Here is a 15,503-nt window from a genome sequence, read left to right as displayed (position 1 = left end):
AATGCATTTGATTAAAATTGGTGCTTTCCTGCTGGCTATGTCATTTTTTACGGCCTGTAATCGTTCCGGCGAGCGGGAAAATTCGGAAGGCGGTCAGCAAAAACTCGTTGGCAGCAAAGTAAGTTCACAGTTTGGAGGTTGTGACACGGTTAATAGCAAAGGCATTTCCATCAAACTCAATTTATGGGAGCCGTCCGATTCCAGCGAGGCTGCCAAGGCAATCCGGACGACATTAACACAGAAATCTCTTCAAAGAATCAACTCTTATGGAGATTCGGCCAGCATTGCCGCAAACCCGGAAGCAGGGAAAAGCATTAAAAGCGCCTTTGAAGTTTTTGAGAAAAACTACAACGACTTCAAAAAGGATTTTCCCGACGCTCCTGGTTGCTGGGAAGTGGAGCTGAAAGGCGACACGGTTTTTTCTACATCTAAAATCTTGTTTTACCAGCTCGATCATTACGCTTTCACCGGAGGCGCTCATCCCAATACATTCCGTTCATACCATGCTTTTAATACAAAAACAGGAGCCGAAATTGAGATGAAAGACTTTATTTCCGATTCTACCAAGCTGCTAAGCCTGGTTGACAAGGCATTCAGAAAAACAGAAAAGCTAAGCGCGGAAACTGACCTGGAAGAGGCAGGTTATTTCCTGCTGAATCACAAGTTTGTACTTCCCGTTGCTTACGTGTTCACGCCTGACGGAATTTTGTTTTATTACAATCCCTACGAAATTGCCGCATATGCACGCGGGGCCATTCATTTTACGATTCCTTACGCCGAGCTGAATGGCGTGATTCACCGCGATAAGGTTTTCTGATCACATTTCACCGGCATCCATAAAGCTGTAATAACCGTTATCTGTAAAGATCATATGATCCAGAACTGGCATGTCGAGCAATCGGCCTGCCTCTTTTATTTGTAATGTAAGTGCGGTATCGGCTTTGCTCGGCACAAGCTGGCCCGACGGGTGATTATGGACCAAAATGACCGAGCTGGCCAGGTTGTCTACGGCCAGTTTGAAAATTACTTTAACGTCCACCGACGTGCTTGAAACCCCGCCAACACTGATCTGAACGCACCGCATCACCTGGTTCGCCCGGTTTAAGAGGATGATCCAGAATTCCTCATTGGGCTTGTCCAGCAAATACTGCTTCATTTCCTCATACACACATTTCGAGCTCGTGATTTTCCGTTTTTGCTTGCCTATGAGGTCATTTCGCCTGCGGCCGAGTTCCAGCGCCGCCAGCACCGCGATCGCCTTCGCTTCGCCAATCCCGGGATGCTTTTTTAAATCGTTGACAGTAGCCTTTGCAAGTTCGTTAATGTTATCGCCGCAAGTTTGCATGATGATTTTTGCGAGGTCCACTGCGGACATGCTAGGCGTTCCGGATCCGATAAGGATGGCGATCAGTTCTGCATCGGACAGCGCGGTCCTGCCTTTGTGCACGAATTTTTCACGCGGGCGGTCTTCCTCAGACCAGCTTAAAATTTTCAGAGGGTTTTTGAATCCGTTTTTTGACATAAAGGAAATAGATGACTTTCCCTTTTAGACGTGGCTACGGGAGAATGGTCACAAAAAATTATTGGCCTAGCGTAGTGAGCGCGGCGCGGGCCTTATTGTCAATGCTGTTTTTGTATTCGTGTTTCTTGAATGCCATTGCTTTCTTGAAGTGAGCAATGGCGTTGGGCTTGTCATTTTTTTCTAGGAAAATATAGCCCAGCTGCAACGCAGAGGCTGCTCCAAAGCCAGCGGCCTCTTGCTGTGCGATGGTAAGTGCCCTGTTGTAATAGGGAATTGCAGCCGCAGCCTGACCCGATTTTTGAAGAATCCTTCCTTTCCTGTAATTAAATTCCGCTTTCTCTTCGGTCGATATGAATGATTTTTCGGTAACCGTTTCCATCAGCGATGAAGCAGTTTTCAGATAGCCTCCGTCCGTCGCGTATCGTGCTTTGTAAAGGATTTTTTGACGTGGACTTATTTTTCCGGACAGGAATTCTGCCGCAATCCGTTCCGCAAGTTGATCGGCTTCGATGATTGCACTGCCGGCTGCCTTAACTTTTTTAATATAAACATTCGCTTGCTGGTCCTCATCATTAAGCCAGTGCGACATAAACAGTTTAAGATTGCTGTCTTTGATGTAGTTGAAGCCGTTATATTGCTTCAAAAATGATGTATAATGCTCACCAGCTTGCTTATAATTACCCTTTTGTAAGCTGATTTCCCCCTTTAAATATTCCAAAAAAGGGAAGGAAATGTACGGATCTCCGGAAGGTGCGTCGGCAAGGAACTGTGCTGCTTCATCGCTCTTACCTTCCTTCATCAGGACAGTTGTTGCAAAGAAATGGATCAGGAGGTTATCCGGCTGTTGCTTGGGCCACTGCCGCAGGCGCGTTTGCTGGGCAGGGGAGAGTTGTAATGTGTAGGCGTGCAATAGTAAGTCGATCAGCTCGGCCTCCTGTTTGAAAAAAGGCACCTCTTTTTCAACAATGCGCAACTCGTTGATCCCATTTTGAATGTTGCCTTTTAAGCCCAGAATTTTGGCTACCCATCCATAGTTTTCTGGAATAGAGCCAATTAGGACATGTAAAAGCCCTAGTGATTTTAATGTGGGAAGGAAATCGGGAAAGCGTTTTCGGTTCTCTTCCAAAAGCTTATAAGCCTTGATAATTTCCCACGATCCACTGACTTCATTTCCAAATTTAAGCTTGGCAAATGCCCAATGCAGGCGTATCTCGGCTTGCAGAAAACGTTTGTAAGGAGAATTATCCGGCAGATTTCCAATCGCCTGTAAACGGGGATTTTCAAGCTGTGACAATTCCTTATAAGCCTCTTTATCCTCGGAAATCAGTAAATAATGCAGGTCAGCATAATTGTCCAGATAGGGAATAAATGCGTTGGTTTTTTCCGTGTTGCGTTCCGCATTGATTAATGCCCGGGCAGATGGTAAACGCAATTTTTGAATGTCAAAATAGGCTTTCTGAAGCTTTGGGGTAAAGATAACGTCATATTGTAAGTCTTCGGCTTGCACGGAGAAAGCGCATGCAAGCAGCAAAGCCAGCATTGCTTGCCGCAGGAATGCAGTTACGGAAATATGCCAGTTACTTTTCCAATTCATCTTTGTAAGCACATAAAAAAAGGTTGTCCGGGTAAGACAACCTCTTAATCTTTTATATGGAATGTTATCTGCGCTGATGAACAGGCTCAACACTTTCGACGTCTGCAAGGATACGTCCGCAATGTTCGCAAACAATCAGTTTTTTGCGTTCACGGATATCAGCCTGGCGTTGTGGGGGAACGATGCTGAAACATCCTCCGCAAGCACCGCGTGACACGTGCACGACAGCCAGACCATTCATTGAGTTATCACGGATTTTCTGATAAGATTTCAATAAGCGGTCCTCGATTTTCTTGACATGCTTTTCTCTCTCTACGATCAGTGCTTTTTCCTCAGCTTCACTTTCGCTTGTAATGACGTTCAATTCGCCTTTTTTCGCTTTCAAATCTTCGTTTCTTTCATTTAAAACGGACTCCGCGCGATTTGCGTCATCTTCGATCAGGCGGATACGGGCTTTGGCTTCGTTGATTTTCTTATCAGCCAATTGCATATCAAGCTCTTGCAATTCAATTTCTTTGGTGATCGCATCATACTCACGGTTGTTGCGAACATTCATTTGCTGATCCTTGTATTTTTTGATCAGTTTTTCACCTTCTTTCTGAGCGTTCTTGAAATTGTCGATCTCAGAGTTCAGGTTGGCGATTTCACTTCTAAACTTGCCTAAACGTGTTTCAAAGCCAATAATTTCATCTTCCAGATCCCGTACTTCCTCAGGAAGATCACCACGCGTTTTCAGTATTTCGTCAAGGCTTGAATCAATTTCCTGCAATTTCAGGAGAGCGTCTAATTTTTGTGCGATTGTGTTTTCCATGTATGTCTTTAATGGACTTGTTTCAATGCGTAAAGTGAAGGTTTAAACAAAATATCGTACCGGATTGGTATTGACTTCTGACAAACAGAGTGCAAAATTAGGGAATTTTCCCGATAAATAGTTATACAGTAAATTTTTCGTAAACACTTCGCTCTCGTAATGTCCGATATCGCAGATCATAATACTGTTTTCTGCATCGAAAAACTCGTGGTACTTGTAGTCGGCGGTTACAAAGATATCTGCACCGGCCCCAATCGCGTTCGGCAATAAAAAACTGCCGGCCCCTCCGCAAACAGCAATCCGCTGGACCGCATTTCTCACCGGTTTGGTATGCTTGATCACATGCAAATTCATTTTTTCTTTTAGCAAATGCAGAAATGCTTCCGTTTCGACGGGCTCCGGCAATTCGCCATACGCACCCGCGCCCACTTCCTGGTTTTCGTTTTCCAGCGAGGATAGATAATAGGCCACTTCTTCATAAGGATGCGCCTGCCGCAGTGCACGAAGGATCTGGGATTCCAGGTAGGAAGGAAAAATGAGTTCAGCCCTATGTTCCCTCACTTCCTCCTGCTCGCCATTTTTGCCGATGACCGGATTGGCCGCAGCGTTCGGCCTGAATGTTCCTGTTCCTTCTGTTTTGAAACTGCAATTTGAATAATTGCCAATGTTCCCTGCGCCCGCATCGTGAAGCGCGTTAAGAATGGGTTGCGTGTTTGCGACTGGCGAGAAGAATGTCAGTTTGGACAAAATCTGCTTTTTCGGCGCGAGGACACGGATATTTTCCAATCCAAGCAAGTTTGCGATTTGCCAGTTTACGCCGTTGGTAACGTGGTCGAGGTTGGTGTGGGTTGCATAAATGGCAATATCGTTTTTGATGGCTTTCAGCACAGTCCGTTCCACATAATTTTTGCCGTTCAGTTTTTTCAGTCCTTTAAAAACTATGGGGTGATGCGCTACAATCAGGTTGCAATTCCGGTCGATTGCCTCGGCAACCACTTCCTCAGTCACATCCAGCGTCAGTAATATGCCGGAGACCTCAACCTGGCCTGATCCTACGATTAATCCGGCATTATCGTAACTTTCCTGATAGGCTGGCGGAGCAAGTTGTTCGAGAACCTGAATAATTTCTTTTATAAATGTCATTTTTGTGTAGGATACAACTGTTTCACTTTCAGATTCTTCATTAATCTGACACTAATATTTTGCAAATAAATAACTAAATTGGCGTCGTAAGTATTGCAATGGAAAATAATAATACTAGTTTTGCACCACGTTTTACAGGAAAGTGCTGTGAAATTGTTCTGGTTTGGTAGTTCAGTTGGTTAGAATACATGCCTGTCACGCATGGGGTCGCGGGTTCGAGTCCCGTCCAGACCGCCAGAAGAGTTAAAGTGTTATCCGCAAGGATGGCAAAAAGTGAAGTTCTTTATTTAATGGTTTGGTAGTTCAGTTGGTTAGAATACATGCCCGGCCTACGTTAGGTGTCACGCATGGGGTCGCGGACTTACGCAGCCCGGTTCGAGTCCCGTCCAGACCGCCAGAAGAGTTAAAGTTTTGAAATTATTGGTTTGGTAGTTCAGTTGGTTAGAATACATGCCCGGCCTACGTTAGGTGTCACGCATGGGGTCGCGGACTTACGCAGCCCGGTTCGAGTCCCATCCAGACCGCCAGAAGAGTTAAAGTTTTGAAATTATTGGTTTGGTAGTTCAGTTGGTTAGAATACATGCCTGTCACGCATGGGGTCGCGGGTTCGAGTCCCGTCCAGACCGCAGAAAGCTCAGAGAAATCTGGGCTTTTTTCGTTTTTATGCGTTTCGTTTGGTAGTTCAGTTGGTTAGAATAGTTGGCCGGGCAGCGCAGGCTGTCACGCAGGGAAGCGGGCCGCGGTTCGAGCCCCGCCCGAATGCCGTACCACCAGACCGCAGAAAGCTCAGAGAAATCTGGGCTTTTTTCGTTTTTATGCGTTTCGATTCATTAAACTGTACTAAGTTAGGGAACCCAAAGCACTTACGTTCCCTAACTAATGCCTGATATGCAGTCCTCAAAACCAAAAAACATCGATGAATACATTGCTAACTTCCCTTCCGGAGTGCAGGAGGCTTTGCGGCAGATTCGGGGAGTGGTGCGGGAGGCTGCTCCGGAAGCGGAGGAGACCATTGCTTACGATATGCCTACATTTAATCTTAATGGGACTTATCTGATTTATTTCGCGGCTTGGAAAAAGCATATTGCGTTATATCCTGTTTCTGCGGCATTGGCAGAATCATTGAAAGCGGATCTTGAAGGCTATAAAGGCACGAAAGGTTCGGTGCATTTTCCGATCGATAAACCGATGCCGCTAGAACTCATCGCTAAAATTGTCGCCTGGCGATTGGAAGAAAACAGCAAGTCCTGACATTTTGATGCTCCTCTATTGACGGCTTATGCCAATAAGTATAACCTTGCCGTCGCGTCCTTTTTAAAAAACTCCTCTATTCTCGTCCCGGATTATTGTAAAGTTTAGTGTGGTGTAAACTCAACTGCACTGGACCATATCTATTGCTTTTTTTTGATTTTAAATGGATTATTTTTAGCTCCAATATCTTAATTCCTATGTCCACACTTCCAAAATCATTGTTGCTGTCATTTATTGTTGGCTTGATGGCATTGCAAACACCGCTCGTGGCGCAAAAGCAGAAAGCTTCACCAGCCAAAGCAACTGAGACCAAAGCGGACACCGGGAAATTTGATCGGGAGTATGCATTAGAGGCGACCATGCTGGGCTACTTCGCTCCGGATGGTGCGCGTAATCCAACATTGAAGGCTAATAAGGGTGATAAGGTCCGCATAAAAATCACCAACGGCGAGCTGATGACGCATGACATATCGTTGGAAAAGCTGGGGCTTAAAAGCAAGGTGATCCTGGAAAAGGGTTCTAGTACGAGCATCAACTTCGTGGCGAAGGAAAGTGATACTTATTTCTGTTCCGTGCCGGGACACCGTGCGGCGGGCATGGTAGGAAGCTTCGAAGTAGTGGAAGGGAATGTGAACGAGATGACAGTTGCCGGACAGTTGGCTATGAAGGACGGCAAGCCGCTGAACCTGAATTTTGAAACAGGCACATTGAAAGACTGGACGGCAAAGGGCGATGCTTTTACAAATCCGTTACTCAGCGAGGATCCCTCGCCGGTGCATGAAAAAGATATGAAAATCGGTTTTGACGGCAAATATTTCCTGAGCAGCGGCGGCAACAAAAATTACAAAGCGACGGGAGCCTTAACCTCAGCGCCATTTAAAGTGACACAACCTTTCGCGGCATTTAAAGTTTCGGGCGGCGCATTGGCGGATACACGCGTGGAGCTGGTCCTGGCCGGGACGGACAGCATTATTTATCACATCACCGGACAAGGGCGCGCCACTTTACAGCCTGCAGTTGTTGACTTACAAAAATACTTAGACAAAGATATCTTCATCCGAATCATTGATAATGAGACGGGTATCTCGCAAATCCCTTACATCGCAGACGATAAATGGGCGCATATCAATTTTGATGAATTCCTTTTTTACCCGAGCCGCCCCGAATTTCCCAATGAGCTCAAACAAAAAGATATCATTATCCTCCCGCCGCTGGACCCGGTTCTGAATGCAGGACTTTCGGGTGAAAAAGCGGCTGCTGCCATGACGCCGCCGAAAGGTTTCAAAGTCACATTGGCCGCATCCGAGCCGGAAGTGGTGAAGCCCATTGCTTTTACAATTGATGCAAAAGGCCGGTTATGGGTGGTGGAAGGGCATACTTATCCCGTTCGTGCGCCTGAAGGGCAGGGTAGGGACCGCATTTTAATCCTGGAAGACACGAATGGTGATGGCACATTGGATAGTAAAAAAGTTTTTGCAGAAAACCTCAATCTAATTAGTGGGATAGAAGTGGGCATGGGCGGCGTTTGGCTGGGTTCGGCTCCCAATATGCTCTTTATTCCAATTGACCCTAAAACGGACAAACCGGCTGGCCCGGAGCAAATTTTGCTGGACGGCTGGGGCCTGGACGATACGCATGAAGTTTTGAACAGCTTCCGCTGGGGACCTGACGGCTGGCTTTACGGAACGCACGGCGTTTTTACGAATTCTGTGGTTGGCAAGCCGGGAACACCAGTGGCAGACAGGGCAAAAATCAATGGCGGTGTATGGCGTTACCATCCCACATTGCAGAAATTCGAGGTTTTCGCAGAAGGTTCGAGCAATCCATGGGGCATTGATTTCAATGATTACGGGCATCCGTTTATTACAGTGTGCGTGATCCCGCACATGTATCACGTCATTCAGGGCGCGCGTTACCAGCGTCAGGCGGGCAAGCACTTTAATCCATATACTTACGACGATATCAAGACCATCGGCGACCACGTCCACTGGTTGGGCGAACGCGGTCCGCATGCGGGCAACTTCCGTTCGGCTGCTGCTGGCGGCGGGCACGCGCATGCCGGGGCGATGATTTATCTTGGAAACAGCTGGCCAAAGGAATATCGCAATGAAATCTTCATGAACAACATTAACGGCGCCCGCATGAATATTGACCATTTTGAGAAAAAAGGGTCAGGTTATGTAGCGCAGCACCGGCCGGATTTTCTGGCAATGAACGATTCCTGGTCTCAATGGCTGAATTTCAAATATGATGCAAGTGGCTCGGTTTGGGCGATTGACTGGTACGACAAAAACCAATGTCACAGTCCTAACCCCGACGTCCATGACAAAACGATGGGTAGAATTTTCAAGATCACGCATGAAAACGACAAGTGGGTGAAAGTGGACCTGACGAAGGCATCTGATATGGAATTGGTTAATTATCAGCTTAATGATAACGATTACTACGTAAGACAGGCGCGCACACTTTTGCAGGAACGAGGTCCCAATAAGAAAGTGCACAAAGCATTAAAGGAGATGTTAGCCAAGAACCCGGACGTAACCCGCAAGCTGCGTGCATTGTGGACGCTGCATGTGACCAAAGGTCTGGAAGACAAAGATCTCGTGGAGTTGCTGGGCAATGAAAACGAATACATCAGAAGCTGGTCTGTGCAGTTACTTACGGAAGACAAACAAGTCTCGCCGGAAGCATTAAAGAAATTCACAGAAATGGCCCAGAATGACCAATCTGCCATGGTAAGGCTTTATCTGGCGTCAGGAATGCTCCGACTTGATCCCGCTCAGCGTTGGGATGTGGTGAATGCATTGATGCAGAAAGAAGAGGATAAAGATGACCATAACCTGCCGCTCATGGTCTGGTATGCTGCTGAACCGCTGGCTGCATTGGATATGAAAAGGGCATTGCAAATGGCCGAGAAGGCGAAATTGCCGAAAATTCTGCCGTATACCATCCAACGCGTGGCTGCCATCGGGACAGAAGATTCGAAAAAGGTTTTGAAGGAACTGAATGACAAATTAGGAAAAATGCATTCGCATGAAAATCATGAGAGCCAAATGCTGATTGGTAAGGTGCTTGATGAGAAATAGGTGTAAAAAAAACACGCAGGTTTCAAAATGAACCCGCGTGTCAAATTACACTTCATCAACAAACTAAAAACCAAATAAAACTAATACGAAAAAATTCGCTTGTCAAGTTTTTTTTGCTGTAGGAGGGGGATTCGAACCACCCACGGTGCGGTTAGCTACGGTACAAATACTGTTGGTGGTCCACCCCAGTCGACTTGCGTCGGCATTATGCCGCGTTTATCCCTTATTCACCACCCCCGAGACAGGAGGGCATGGCTGCCAATTTCATCACCCTACAATGTGACATTTCTCATTGCAAGAGGCATTTATTAAACATGCCTCATACTTTGGTTCTGCAAAACTAAAACTTCTAGACTAAAATATAAAATATTTTCATTTAAAATTGTTAAAATTTACAATTGTTTCATAATTTGGATAGGATTATTATGAAAAATTCAAACATTGAATGTTAAATGCAGAAATATTCAGATATAGACAGCACGGATTTGCGCATACTTTCTCTGCTTATTGAAAACGCGGCACTGCCCTATACAGAAATTGGAAAAAGGGTATTTGTATCGGGCGGTACCGTACACGTTCGCATGAAAAAGCTCGAACAGATGGGTATTGTGAAGGGCTCACAGCTCGTCATCGACCCTGCCAAACTGGGGTGGGACATCAGTGCATTTTTAGGAATTTACCTGGATAAGAGCTCGCTCTACGAACAAGTGGCGACCGAGCTCGAAGGCATTCCGGAAGTTGTGAACATTCATTATACGACAGGTATTTATAGTATATTCTTAAAGATCGTATGCCGTGATACGGGACATTTACGGGAAATCCTCCACGACAAGATCCAGAAGGTAAACGGCATCCAGCGAACCGAAACCTTTATTTCCCTTGAAGAGCGCATTAACCGCTCCATTCCGCTGGCCGAGAGTTAAAATTTGAGACAATCATTTGCAGAGCAAAATAAATCTGATAATTTTGTATTGTATATATAAAAAACTTATATATATTTGTTCAGAAACAAAATCACTCATGGAGAATAACGCAACGAGTAACGAGTACGTACGCGGTACATTGAAAACCATAGTTTTGAACCTATTGGCTGAGCATGACCGGATGTACGGATATGAGATAACCCAGGAGGTAAAAGAAAGAACGGGCGGCGCTATCGCATTGACATTTGGCGCATTATATCCTGTTTTACATAAATTAGAACAAGAAGGAATGCTGATCACGGAGTCGGTTGAGGTGGATGGACGTTTGAGAAAATATTATTCACTGACAACCCCTGGAAATGAGGCTGCCCGTAATAAAACCAATGACCTTGAACGTTTTATAGATGCTGTAAGATTATTATTGGCCCCGAAAAGTTTGGCAACTGAGTAAAACCTTGTTACATGGCTCATATCTAAACAGATAATCCGATGAAACGCCTTCAGGAAAGTCGCATTGATTTGATTAATAAATATTTGCAATCAAGCAAACTGGATCCGGAACTCCTCCCGGAGATCCTCGACCATTTGGCTTGTGAAGCAGAAGAGCGTCTTTGGGATGGGAAACCGTTTGAGCAGATCTATCATAATATGATGGAAACGGCTGATCGGCAATCGCTCCTGAACCTGAGTGCTGATCACCAAAATCTGTTAGCCATGAAAAAATCATTAAATGACATTGTTTTCGAAGGCCGCAACAAACTTTACGGAGCTTATGATTTAAGAAAAAGTTACGGGCAAACCATCCAGCGCTCCGTGCTGATGGGCGTGACGCTTTTCCTGCTGCTGGTCATGTTTCCCAACCTGTACGCACGCCTGGTGCCGGAGTCAAAGCCGGATGACATTGCGTATATCGTTGAAGCGAACCCGATTGACATTACGCCGGAAATGCTTCCTAAACCACCAGTGAAAGAGGAAGTGGCGCCAATGCCTAAAACGGTCCGTTCGCTGCCGCCGGTTGTTTTGCCGGATGAACAGGTAACCGTTGAAAATCTCCCACCAGCCATTGAAGAGCTGGCAAATGCCCAACCAGCAGAAAAAACGCTGGATGGCTCTGAGGAAATCACGCTAATCATGCCTCCGGCGCCCGAAGTTGCTTCATCAAAGCCAGCCACAGCAGGATTAGAAACAAGGAAAGAGGAAATATTCAGGAGCGTTGAACAAGCGCCTCAATATAAAGGTGGACTGGCGGAAATGGGTGCTTTCCTCCAAAAAAACCTGAGATACCCGGCCCCCGCAGCACAAGCTGGCATTCAGGGAAAGGTATTTGTTGAATTCACCGTTGCATCTGATGGAAAAGTTGAAAATGTAACTGCAATCAAAGGAATTGGGTTTGGCTGTGACGAAGAGGCAGTACGCGTTGTGAAGCTGATGAAAAATTGGGCTCCCGGTAAGCAAGCCGGAGTGCCTGTAAAGGTTCGCTTTACATTGCCTATCAGTTTCCAGCTCAATTAAATGTTGCACACGGCATTGCGTAAATGCCTCCTTGTTATTGAAAAAATCCTCGCTTTGCCGAGGATTTTTTTGTTTTTTTGTAGTCAAATCAAAAAGGGAAGGTAGCAGGTTAATGTACGCGATAGTAGATATTGAAACAACAGGTGGGGGAGGAGCAGCACGCATTACCGAAATTGCCGTTTTCCGGCACGACGGCCAGCAGATCGTCGATATATTCCATTCCCTGATCAATCCCGAGATTTATATCCCGCCATTTATCACCCGTCTTACCGGGATAGATAACGAGATGGTGAAAGACTCGCCTACATTTTATGATGTACAAGACTCTGTTCGCGCATTGACAAAGGATGCCTGGTTTGTTGCCCACAATGCAAAGTTTGATTATGGATTTATCAAACGCGAGTTTGGCGCATTGGATGAATATTTCCAGCGCGATTTACTGTGCACCGTTCAGTTGAGCAGGAAAATATTTCCGGGACTGAAATCTTACAGTTTGGGAAATCTGTGCGAAAGTCTGGAAATCAATATTGAAAATCGCCACCGTGCTCACGGTGATGCAGCTGCAACTGTCCAACTATTTGAAAAACTGCTTTTTAACGACCGGAACAGCCTGATCCCTATGGATTTTATGCTTAAATAGGTGCGATAGGACCGTTTGGAATGATTCTTTAGGTAAGTGATGGAAAGTACCAACCTAAATTTACCGTCACATGAAAGCATACATCAACTTCCTCATCGTTTTGCTATTAACCGTTACACTTACAAGCTGTGAAGTTGTTGGCGGCATTTTTAAAGGTGGCGTCTGGACGGGTGTCATTCTCGTGGTTGCCGTAATTGCAATCGTAATTTGGGCATTGTCAAAAGCATTCGGAGGCGGTAGGAGGTAATTTATCACTTCGCACTGACCTTTCTGCCAAAAGATAAAGTTTGCTGCAAGCTTGCTTATAAGCTTTCTCCGTTTCATATTTGCACTCCCTTCAACGGAGGGGAATTCATACTTGAAATGGGGGATTAGCTCAGTTGGCTAGAGCGCTTGCATGGCATGCAAGAGGTCGTCGGTTCGAATCCGATATTCTCCACTTATTAATCAGCCACTTACAAATTTTCTGTAAGTGGCTTTTTTCTTGAGGTCATGGGAATTGGTTGGAACGATATTTATTTTAAAACGCCTCATGCATATTGAATAATTTAAAATCACACAATTCAATCATAGAAAAATAGAGAAGGTTGATCTGTGCCAGTTGGTAGGGTTAGAATACTACAAAAGGCCTCCTCAATCAATTAAAATTACCCCGATGGATTTACGAAGCCGCGATATTATTGTTATAGGGTCATCAGCAGGAGGCGTTCCCGCGTTGAAAGAACTGGTTAAATCTTTTAATAAGGATTTGGCCGCCAGCATTTTTATCGTGCAGCACCTTGCTGCAGATAAGGTTAGTTATTTGCCGGATATACTTTCCAGCAACGGGCCGCTTCCAGCCAAGCACCCACAGGATGGGGAAAAGATACAAAAAGGCATCATTTATGTTGCACCACCGGATCACCACTTGATTATTGAAGAAGAGCACATCTCCATTAAAAGGGGGCCGAAAGAAAATAATTTCAGGCCAGCTGTCGATGTAACAATGCGTTCGGCCGCCTACTGGCATGGGAGCCGTGTGATCGCCGCTGTGCTGACCGGGTATTTAAACGACGGTAGTTCAGGGCTGTGGTCGGTCGAGCAATTTGGTGGTGTTACAATTGTTCAGAGCCCCGAAGATTCTCCTTATCCGGATATGCCTAAAAACGCCCTTGAACGAGTAGATCCGGATTATATTCTACCCTTAAAGGATATCGGGCAATTGATCAACACACTCGTCAACCAGCCTGCGGAGCCTATCCAGCTGGAAGATGATGCGCTTAAAACCAGAATGAAGGTCGAAATTGAAATTGCCGGACAAAAAAACGCCTTATCAAAAGGCATCAACAAGATGGGAGAGACCTCGGAATTAACCTGTCCCGAATGTGGCGGGGTACTGAACAGCTTCCAGGAAGGAGCAAATGTCCGCTACCGTTGCCATACAGGGCACGCGTTTTCAGCAAGCGCCCTGTGGTCAGGGATTACCGAGGCGGTCGAAACAAAACTGTGGCAAGCAATGCGCAGTATGGAAGAAGGTATCCTGTTTTTAGAACAAGGTGTGACGCGCAGTGAAATGAGTGGAAATGATTCAGATGCCAGGACTTTTGAAGAAAAGGCCGATATCCTCAAAGCCCGCTCCAAAGCATTGCTGGACTATATCTATTCTCAAGGGCAGGTAAATGACATCAAGTTGCCTTGATATGCTAATGCCAAGTTGCCCACTTTGAGTAAATACTTTGAGGGCGATATTTCAATCGCAACCGGAAATTTACACCATCGTAAATATATTAGACCTATATTAGAGCTTCATTGGGTAAACAACAGCGTCTTGGACAAGAAATATGTTACTCAGGCGTTTGATCTCCGCCTTAAAGGCCGTTACGATGTTTTACTTGCCTACTACGGCGAAAACCTTTTTAACCTACCTGCAATCATTGTTGTAGCGCAGGTTAAGGATGAACTTGGGGTTTCCATTACGGAACACTCCATATATACACTCAAAAAGCGGATCAAAAAAAAGCAAGGCAAATCAGCCATCGCACTTCCAGCGGATCTTCCGGCTTCTTAGACCTTACTTCCCTTCCAGCCTATAACAATAGCAAACCTGAGATTTGGAGCCAGGATGATTACACGACAATGAAAAAATAATGAGAAAGATTTACCTGGTAGATGACGATGAAGATAACCGGATGCTGATCAGGCAAGCGCTTGAAAGCATGGCAGAAGAGACTGAAATCGTTGAGTTTACCAACGGACAACAGCTGCTGACATTTTTGGAGGAAAGCTGCTCCATAGAGCCCTCACTTATTTTAATGGACATGAATATGCCCATTATGAATGGGGTTGAAGCGTTATCTGCTTTAAAGGACCGATCAGAGCTGCGCCATATTCCAGTAGTGCTCGTTTCGACAAGCCAAAGCCATACTACTATTGAATCGGCCTATCAACAGGGGGCAAATGCATACATTGTCAAACCCTATACCCTTGATGGTTACCTGCGCATGGCGCATGCCGTCAATCTTTGCTTTCTGAATATTTATTTACCTGCAGCGCAGACAGGAACGTTTCGAAACACTGCTGGCAAGAACGTTGTCATTATCGAGGACAATCCGGACCACGCCGAGCTGATGGAAATTTTTATCAAAAGGGATGCTCCCGGTCTCAATGTCATCCGCCAAACGTCTGCTGAAACTGCTATCGATTTTTTCGAGTCGCTCGACAAGACAGCGTCTGCGGCCATCGACCTCATCATCGTGGATTTGTACCTGCCAGCCCGCAAGCAAGGCCTGGATTTGCTGGCCTGGCTGAGGATGTACTTTGTGGACAAGGGCATTCCAATCGCACCGGTTGTGGTAATGAGCTCATCCGGGCACCAGCAGGACATTAAGGCCAGTTTTAAGCTTCAAGCTAACGCGTATCTGGTCAAAACTGCCGAGCCCGCGGGGTCTTTTTCGTATCTGACCGACTTATGTGCTGTCTGGTGGGACACCATTTCGTTTCCTAAAAAGCCAGAAAATGGCATAGCCTAGTCCTGCCGCAAAG

General features: G+C 45.7%; 15 protein-coding genes and 5 tRNA genes. 16 read left to right on the top strand and 4 right to left on the bottom strand.

What is annotated here, in order from left to right; translation table 11 throughout:
• Position 1 precedes the first annotated feature (1 nt).
• Complete coding sequence (locus tag NFI80_RS11595) at positions 2 to 817, top strand: PdaC/RsiV family protein (RefSeq protein ID WP_235162962.1); 816 nt, start codon at positions 2 to 4, stop codon at positions 815 to 817.
• Here the strand turns inward: NFI80_RS11595 and radC are convergent, their stop codons facing one another.
• The 4 genes from radC to NFI80_RS11575 form a co-directional block, all read right to left on the bottom strand.
• On the bottom strand, positions 818 to 1,522 hold the full coding sequence (radC, locus tag NFI80_RS11590; protein WP_235158395.1) for a RadC family protein: 705 nt from the start codon (positions 1,520 to 1,522) through the stop codon (positions 818 to 820).
• 58 nt (positions 1,523 to 1,580) lie between these two features.
• Positions 1,581 to 3,116 (bottom strand): tetratricopeptide repeat protein, encoded by a 1,536-nt coding sequence (locus NFI80_RS11585; RefSeq protein ID WP_235162963.1) that lies wholly within the window; start codon positions 3,114 to 3,116, stop codon positions 1,581 to 1,583.
• Positions 3,117 to 3,180: 64 nt separating this feature from the next.
• Positions 3,181 to 3,927: a zinc ribbon domain-containing protein gene (locus NFI80_RS11580; protein ID WP_235158397.1), complete on the bottom strand. Its 747-nt coding sequence runs from the start codon at positions 3,925 to 3,927 to the stop codon at positions 3,181 to 3,183.
• A gap of 42 nt (positions 3,928 to 3,969) precedes the next feature.
• Positions 3,970 to 5,070 (bottom strand): Nif3-like dinuclear metal center hexameric protein, encoded by a 1,101-nt coding sequence (locus NFI80_RS11575; RefSeq protein ID WP_235162964.1) that lies wholly within the window; start codon positions 5,068 to 5,070, stop codon positions 3,970 to 3,972.
• Positions 5,071 to 5,230: 160 nt separating this feature from the next.
• On the opposite strand from NFI80_RS11575, the gene NFI80_RS11570 reads away from it, so the two are divergent.
• From NFI80_RS11570 to NFI80_RS11500, 15 genes are all read left to right on the top strand, one after another.
• Positions 5,231 to 5,307: transfer RNA gene (locus tag NFI80_RS11570), tRNA-Asp, on the top strand.
• Positions 5,308 to 5,362: 55 nt separating this feature from the next.
• Positions 5,363 to 5,467: transfer RNA gene (locus tag NFI80_RS11565), tRNA-OTHER, on the top strand.
• A 25-nt stretch (positions 5,468 to 5,492) separates the two neighbouring features.
• Positions 5,493 to 5,597: transfer RNA gene (locus tag NFI80_RS11560), tRNA-OTHER, on the top strand.
• Positions 5,598 to 5,622: 25 nt separating this feature from the next.
• Positions 5,623 to 5,696: transfer RNA gene (locus tag NFI80_RS11555), tRNA-Asp, on the top strand.
• A 262-nt stretch (positions 5,697 to 5,958) separates the two neighbouring features.
• Positions 5,959 to 6,321: an iron chaperone gene (locus NFI80_RS11550; RefSeq protein ID WP_233795830.1), complete on the top strand. Its 363-nt coding sequence runs from the start codon at positions 5,959 to 5,961 to the stop codon at positions 6,319 to 6,321.
• 197 nt (positions 6,322 to 6,518) lie between these two features.
• Positions 6,519 to 9,407, top strand: a complete 2,889-nt coding sequence (locus NFI80_RS11545) for a PVC-type heme-binding CxxCH protein (RefSeq protein WP_235162965.1) — start codon at positions 6,519 to 6,521, stop codon at positions 9,405 to 9,407.
• 452 nt (positions 9,408 to 9,859) lie between these two features.
• On the top strand, positions 9,860 to 10,330 hold the full coding sequence (locus tag NFI80_RS11540) for an Lrp/AsnC ligand binding domain-containing protein (RefSeq protein WP_026630987.1): 471 nt from the start codon (positions 9,860 to 9,862) through the stop codon (positions 10,328 to 10,330).
• A 97-nt stretch (positions 10,331 to 10,427) separates the two neighbouring features.
• On the top strand, positions 10,428 to 10,781 hold the full coding sequence (locus NFI80_RS11535) for a PadR family transcriptional regulator (RefSeq protein ID WP_026630988.1): 354 nt from the start codon (positions 10,428 to 10,430) through the stop codon (positions 10,779 to 10,781).
• Between the two features lie 38 nt (positions 10,782 to 10,819).
• The gene (locus NFI80_RS11530) at positions 10,820 to 11,842 is read left to right on the top strand and encodes an energy transducer TonB (RefSeq protein ID WP_235162966.1); all 1,023 of its coding nucleotides are present in this window, start codon (positions 10,820 to 10,822) and stop codon (positions 11,840 to 11,842) included.
• A 112-nt stretch (positions 11,843 to 11,954) separates the two neighbouring features.
• Complete coding sequence (locus NFI80_RS11525; RefSeq protein ID WP_233795833.1) at positions 11,955 to 12,482, top strand: 3'-5' exonuclease; 528 nt, start codon at positions 11,955 to 11,957, stop codon at positions 12,480 to 12,482.
• A gap of 70 nt (positions 12,483 to 12,552) precedes the next feature.
• Complete coding sequence (locus tag NFI80_RS11520; RefSeq protein ID WP_169720042.1) at positions 12,553 to 12,729, top strand: hypothetical protein; 177 nt, start codon at positions 12,553 to 12,555, stop codon at positions 12,727 to 12,729.
• A gap of 118 nt (positions 12,730 to 12,847) precedes the next feature.
• Positions 12,848 to 12,921, top strand: a tRNA-Ala gene (locus tag NFI80_RS11515).
• Positions 12,922 to 13,137: 216 nt separating this feature from the next.
• Entirely contained in the window at positions 13,138 to 14,160 is a 1,023-nt protein-coding gene (locus tag NFI80_RS11510) for a chemotaxis protein CheB (protein WP_235162967.1), read from the top strand.
• A gap of 129 nt (positions 14,161 to 14,289) precedes the next feature.
• On the top strand, positions 14,290 to 14,529 hold the full coding sequence (locus NFI80_RS11505; protein WP_235158413.1) for a hypothetical protein: 240 nt from the start codon (positions 14,290 to 14,292) through the stop codon (positions 14,527 to 14,529).
• Between the two features lie 79 nt (positions 14,530 to 14,608).
• Positions 14,609 to 15,490, top strand: a complete 882-nt coding sequence (locus tag NFI80_RS11500) for a response regulator (RefSeq protein WP_235162968.1) — start codon at positions 14,609 to 14,611, stop codon at positions 15,488 to 15,490.
• Positions 15,491 to 15,503: the final 13 nt, after the last annotated feature.

Source organism: Dyadobacter chenhuakuii (genome assembly GCF_023821985.2).
In the GTDB taxonomy this organism is placed as follows: Bacteria; Bacteroidota; Bacteroidia; order Cytophagales; family Spirosomataceae; genus Dyadobacter; species Dyadobacter chenhuakuii.
Note: the sequence above shows the minus strand (reverse complement) of the source record. Positions and strands in the feature narration are given on the sequence as shown.

Coding starts and splice junctions, on each gene's coding strand:
- NFI80_RS11540 (WP_026630987.1), top strand. CDS start 9,860: ATGCAGAAATATTCAGATATAGACAGCACGGATTTGCGCATACTTTCT.
- NFI80_RS11510 (WP_235162967.1), top strand. CDS start 13,138: ATGGATTTACGAAGCCGCGATATTATTGTTATAGGGTCATCAGCAGGA.
- NFI80_RS11530 (WP_235162966.1), top strand. CDS start 10,820: ATGAAACGCCTTCAGGAAAGTCGCATTGATTTGATTAATAAATATTTG.
- NFI80_RS11575 (WP_235162964.1), bottom strand. CDS start 5,070: ATGACATTTATAAAAGAAATTATTCAGGTTCTCGAACAACTTGCTCCG.
- NFI80_RS11580 (WP_235158397.1), bottom strand. CDS start 3,927: ATGGAAAACACAATCGCACAAAAATTAGACGCTCTCCTGAAATTGCAG.
- NFI80_RS11595 (WP_235162962.1), top strand. CDS start 2: ATGCATTTGATTAAAATTGGTGCTTTCCTGCTGGCTATGTCATTTTTT.
- NFI80_RS11500 (WP_235162968.1), top strand. CDS start 14,609: ATGAGAAAGATTTACCTGGTAGATGACGATGAAGATAACCGGATGCTG.
- radC (WP_235158395.1), bottom strand. CDS start 1,522: ATGTCAAAAAACGGATTCAAAAACCCTCTGAAAATTTTAAGCTGGTCT.
- NFI80_RS11535 (WP_026630988.1), top strand. CDS start 10,428: ATGGAGAATAACGCAACGAGTAACGAGTACGTACGCGGTACATTGAAA.
- NFI80_RS11550 (WP_233795830.1), top strand. CDS start 5,959: ATGCAGTCCTCAAAACCAAAAAACATCGATGAATACATTGCTAACTTC.
- NFI80_RS11585 (WP_235162963.1), bottom strand. CDS start 3,116: ATGAATTGGAAAAGTAACTGGCATATTTCCGTAACTGCATTCCTGCGG.
- NFI80_RS11545 (WP_235162965.1), top strand. CDS start 6,519: ATGTCCACACTTCCAAAATCATTGTTGCTGTCATTTATTGTTGGCTTG.
- NFI80_RS11525 (WP_233795833.1), top strand. CDS start 11,955: ATGTACGCGATAGTAGATATTGAAACAACAGGTGGGGGAGGAGCAGCA.
- NFI80_RS11520 (WP_169720042.1), top strand. CDS start 12,553: ATGAAAGCATACATCAACTTCCTCATCGTTTTGCTATTAACCGTTACA.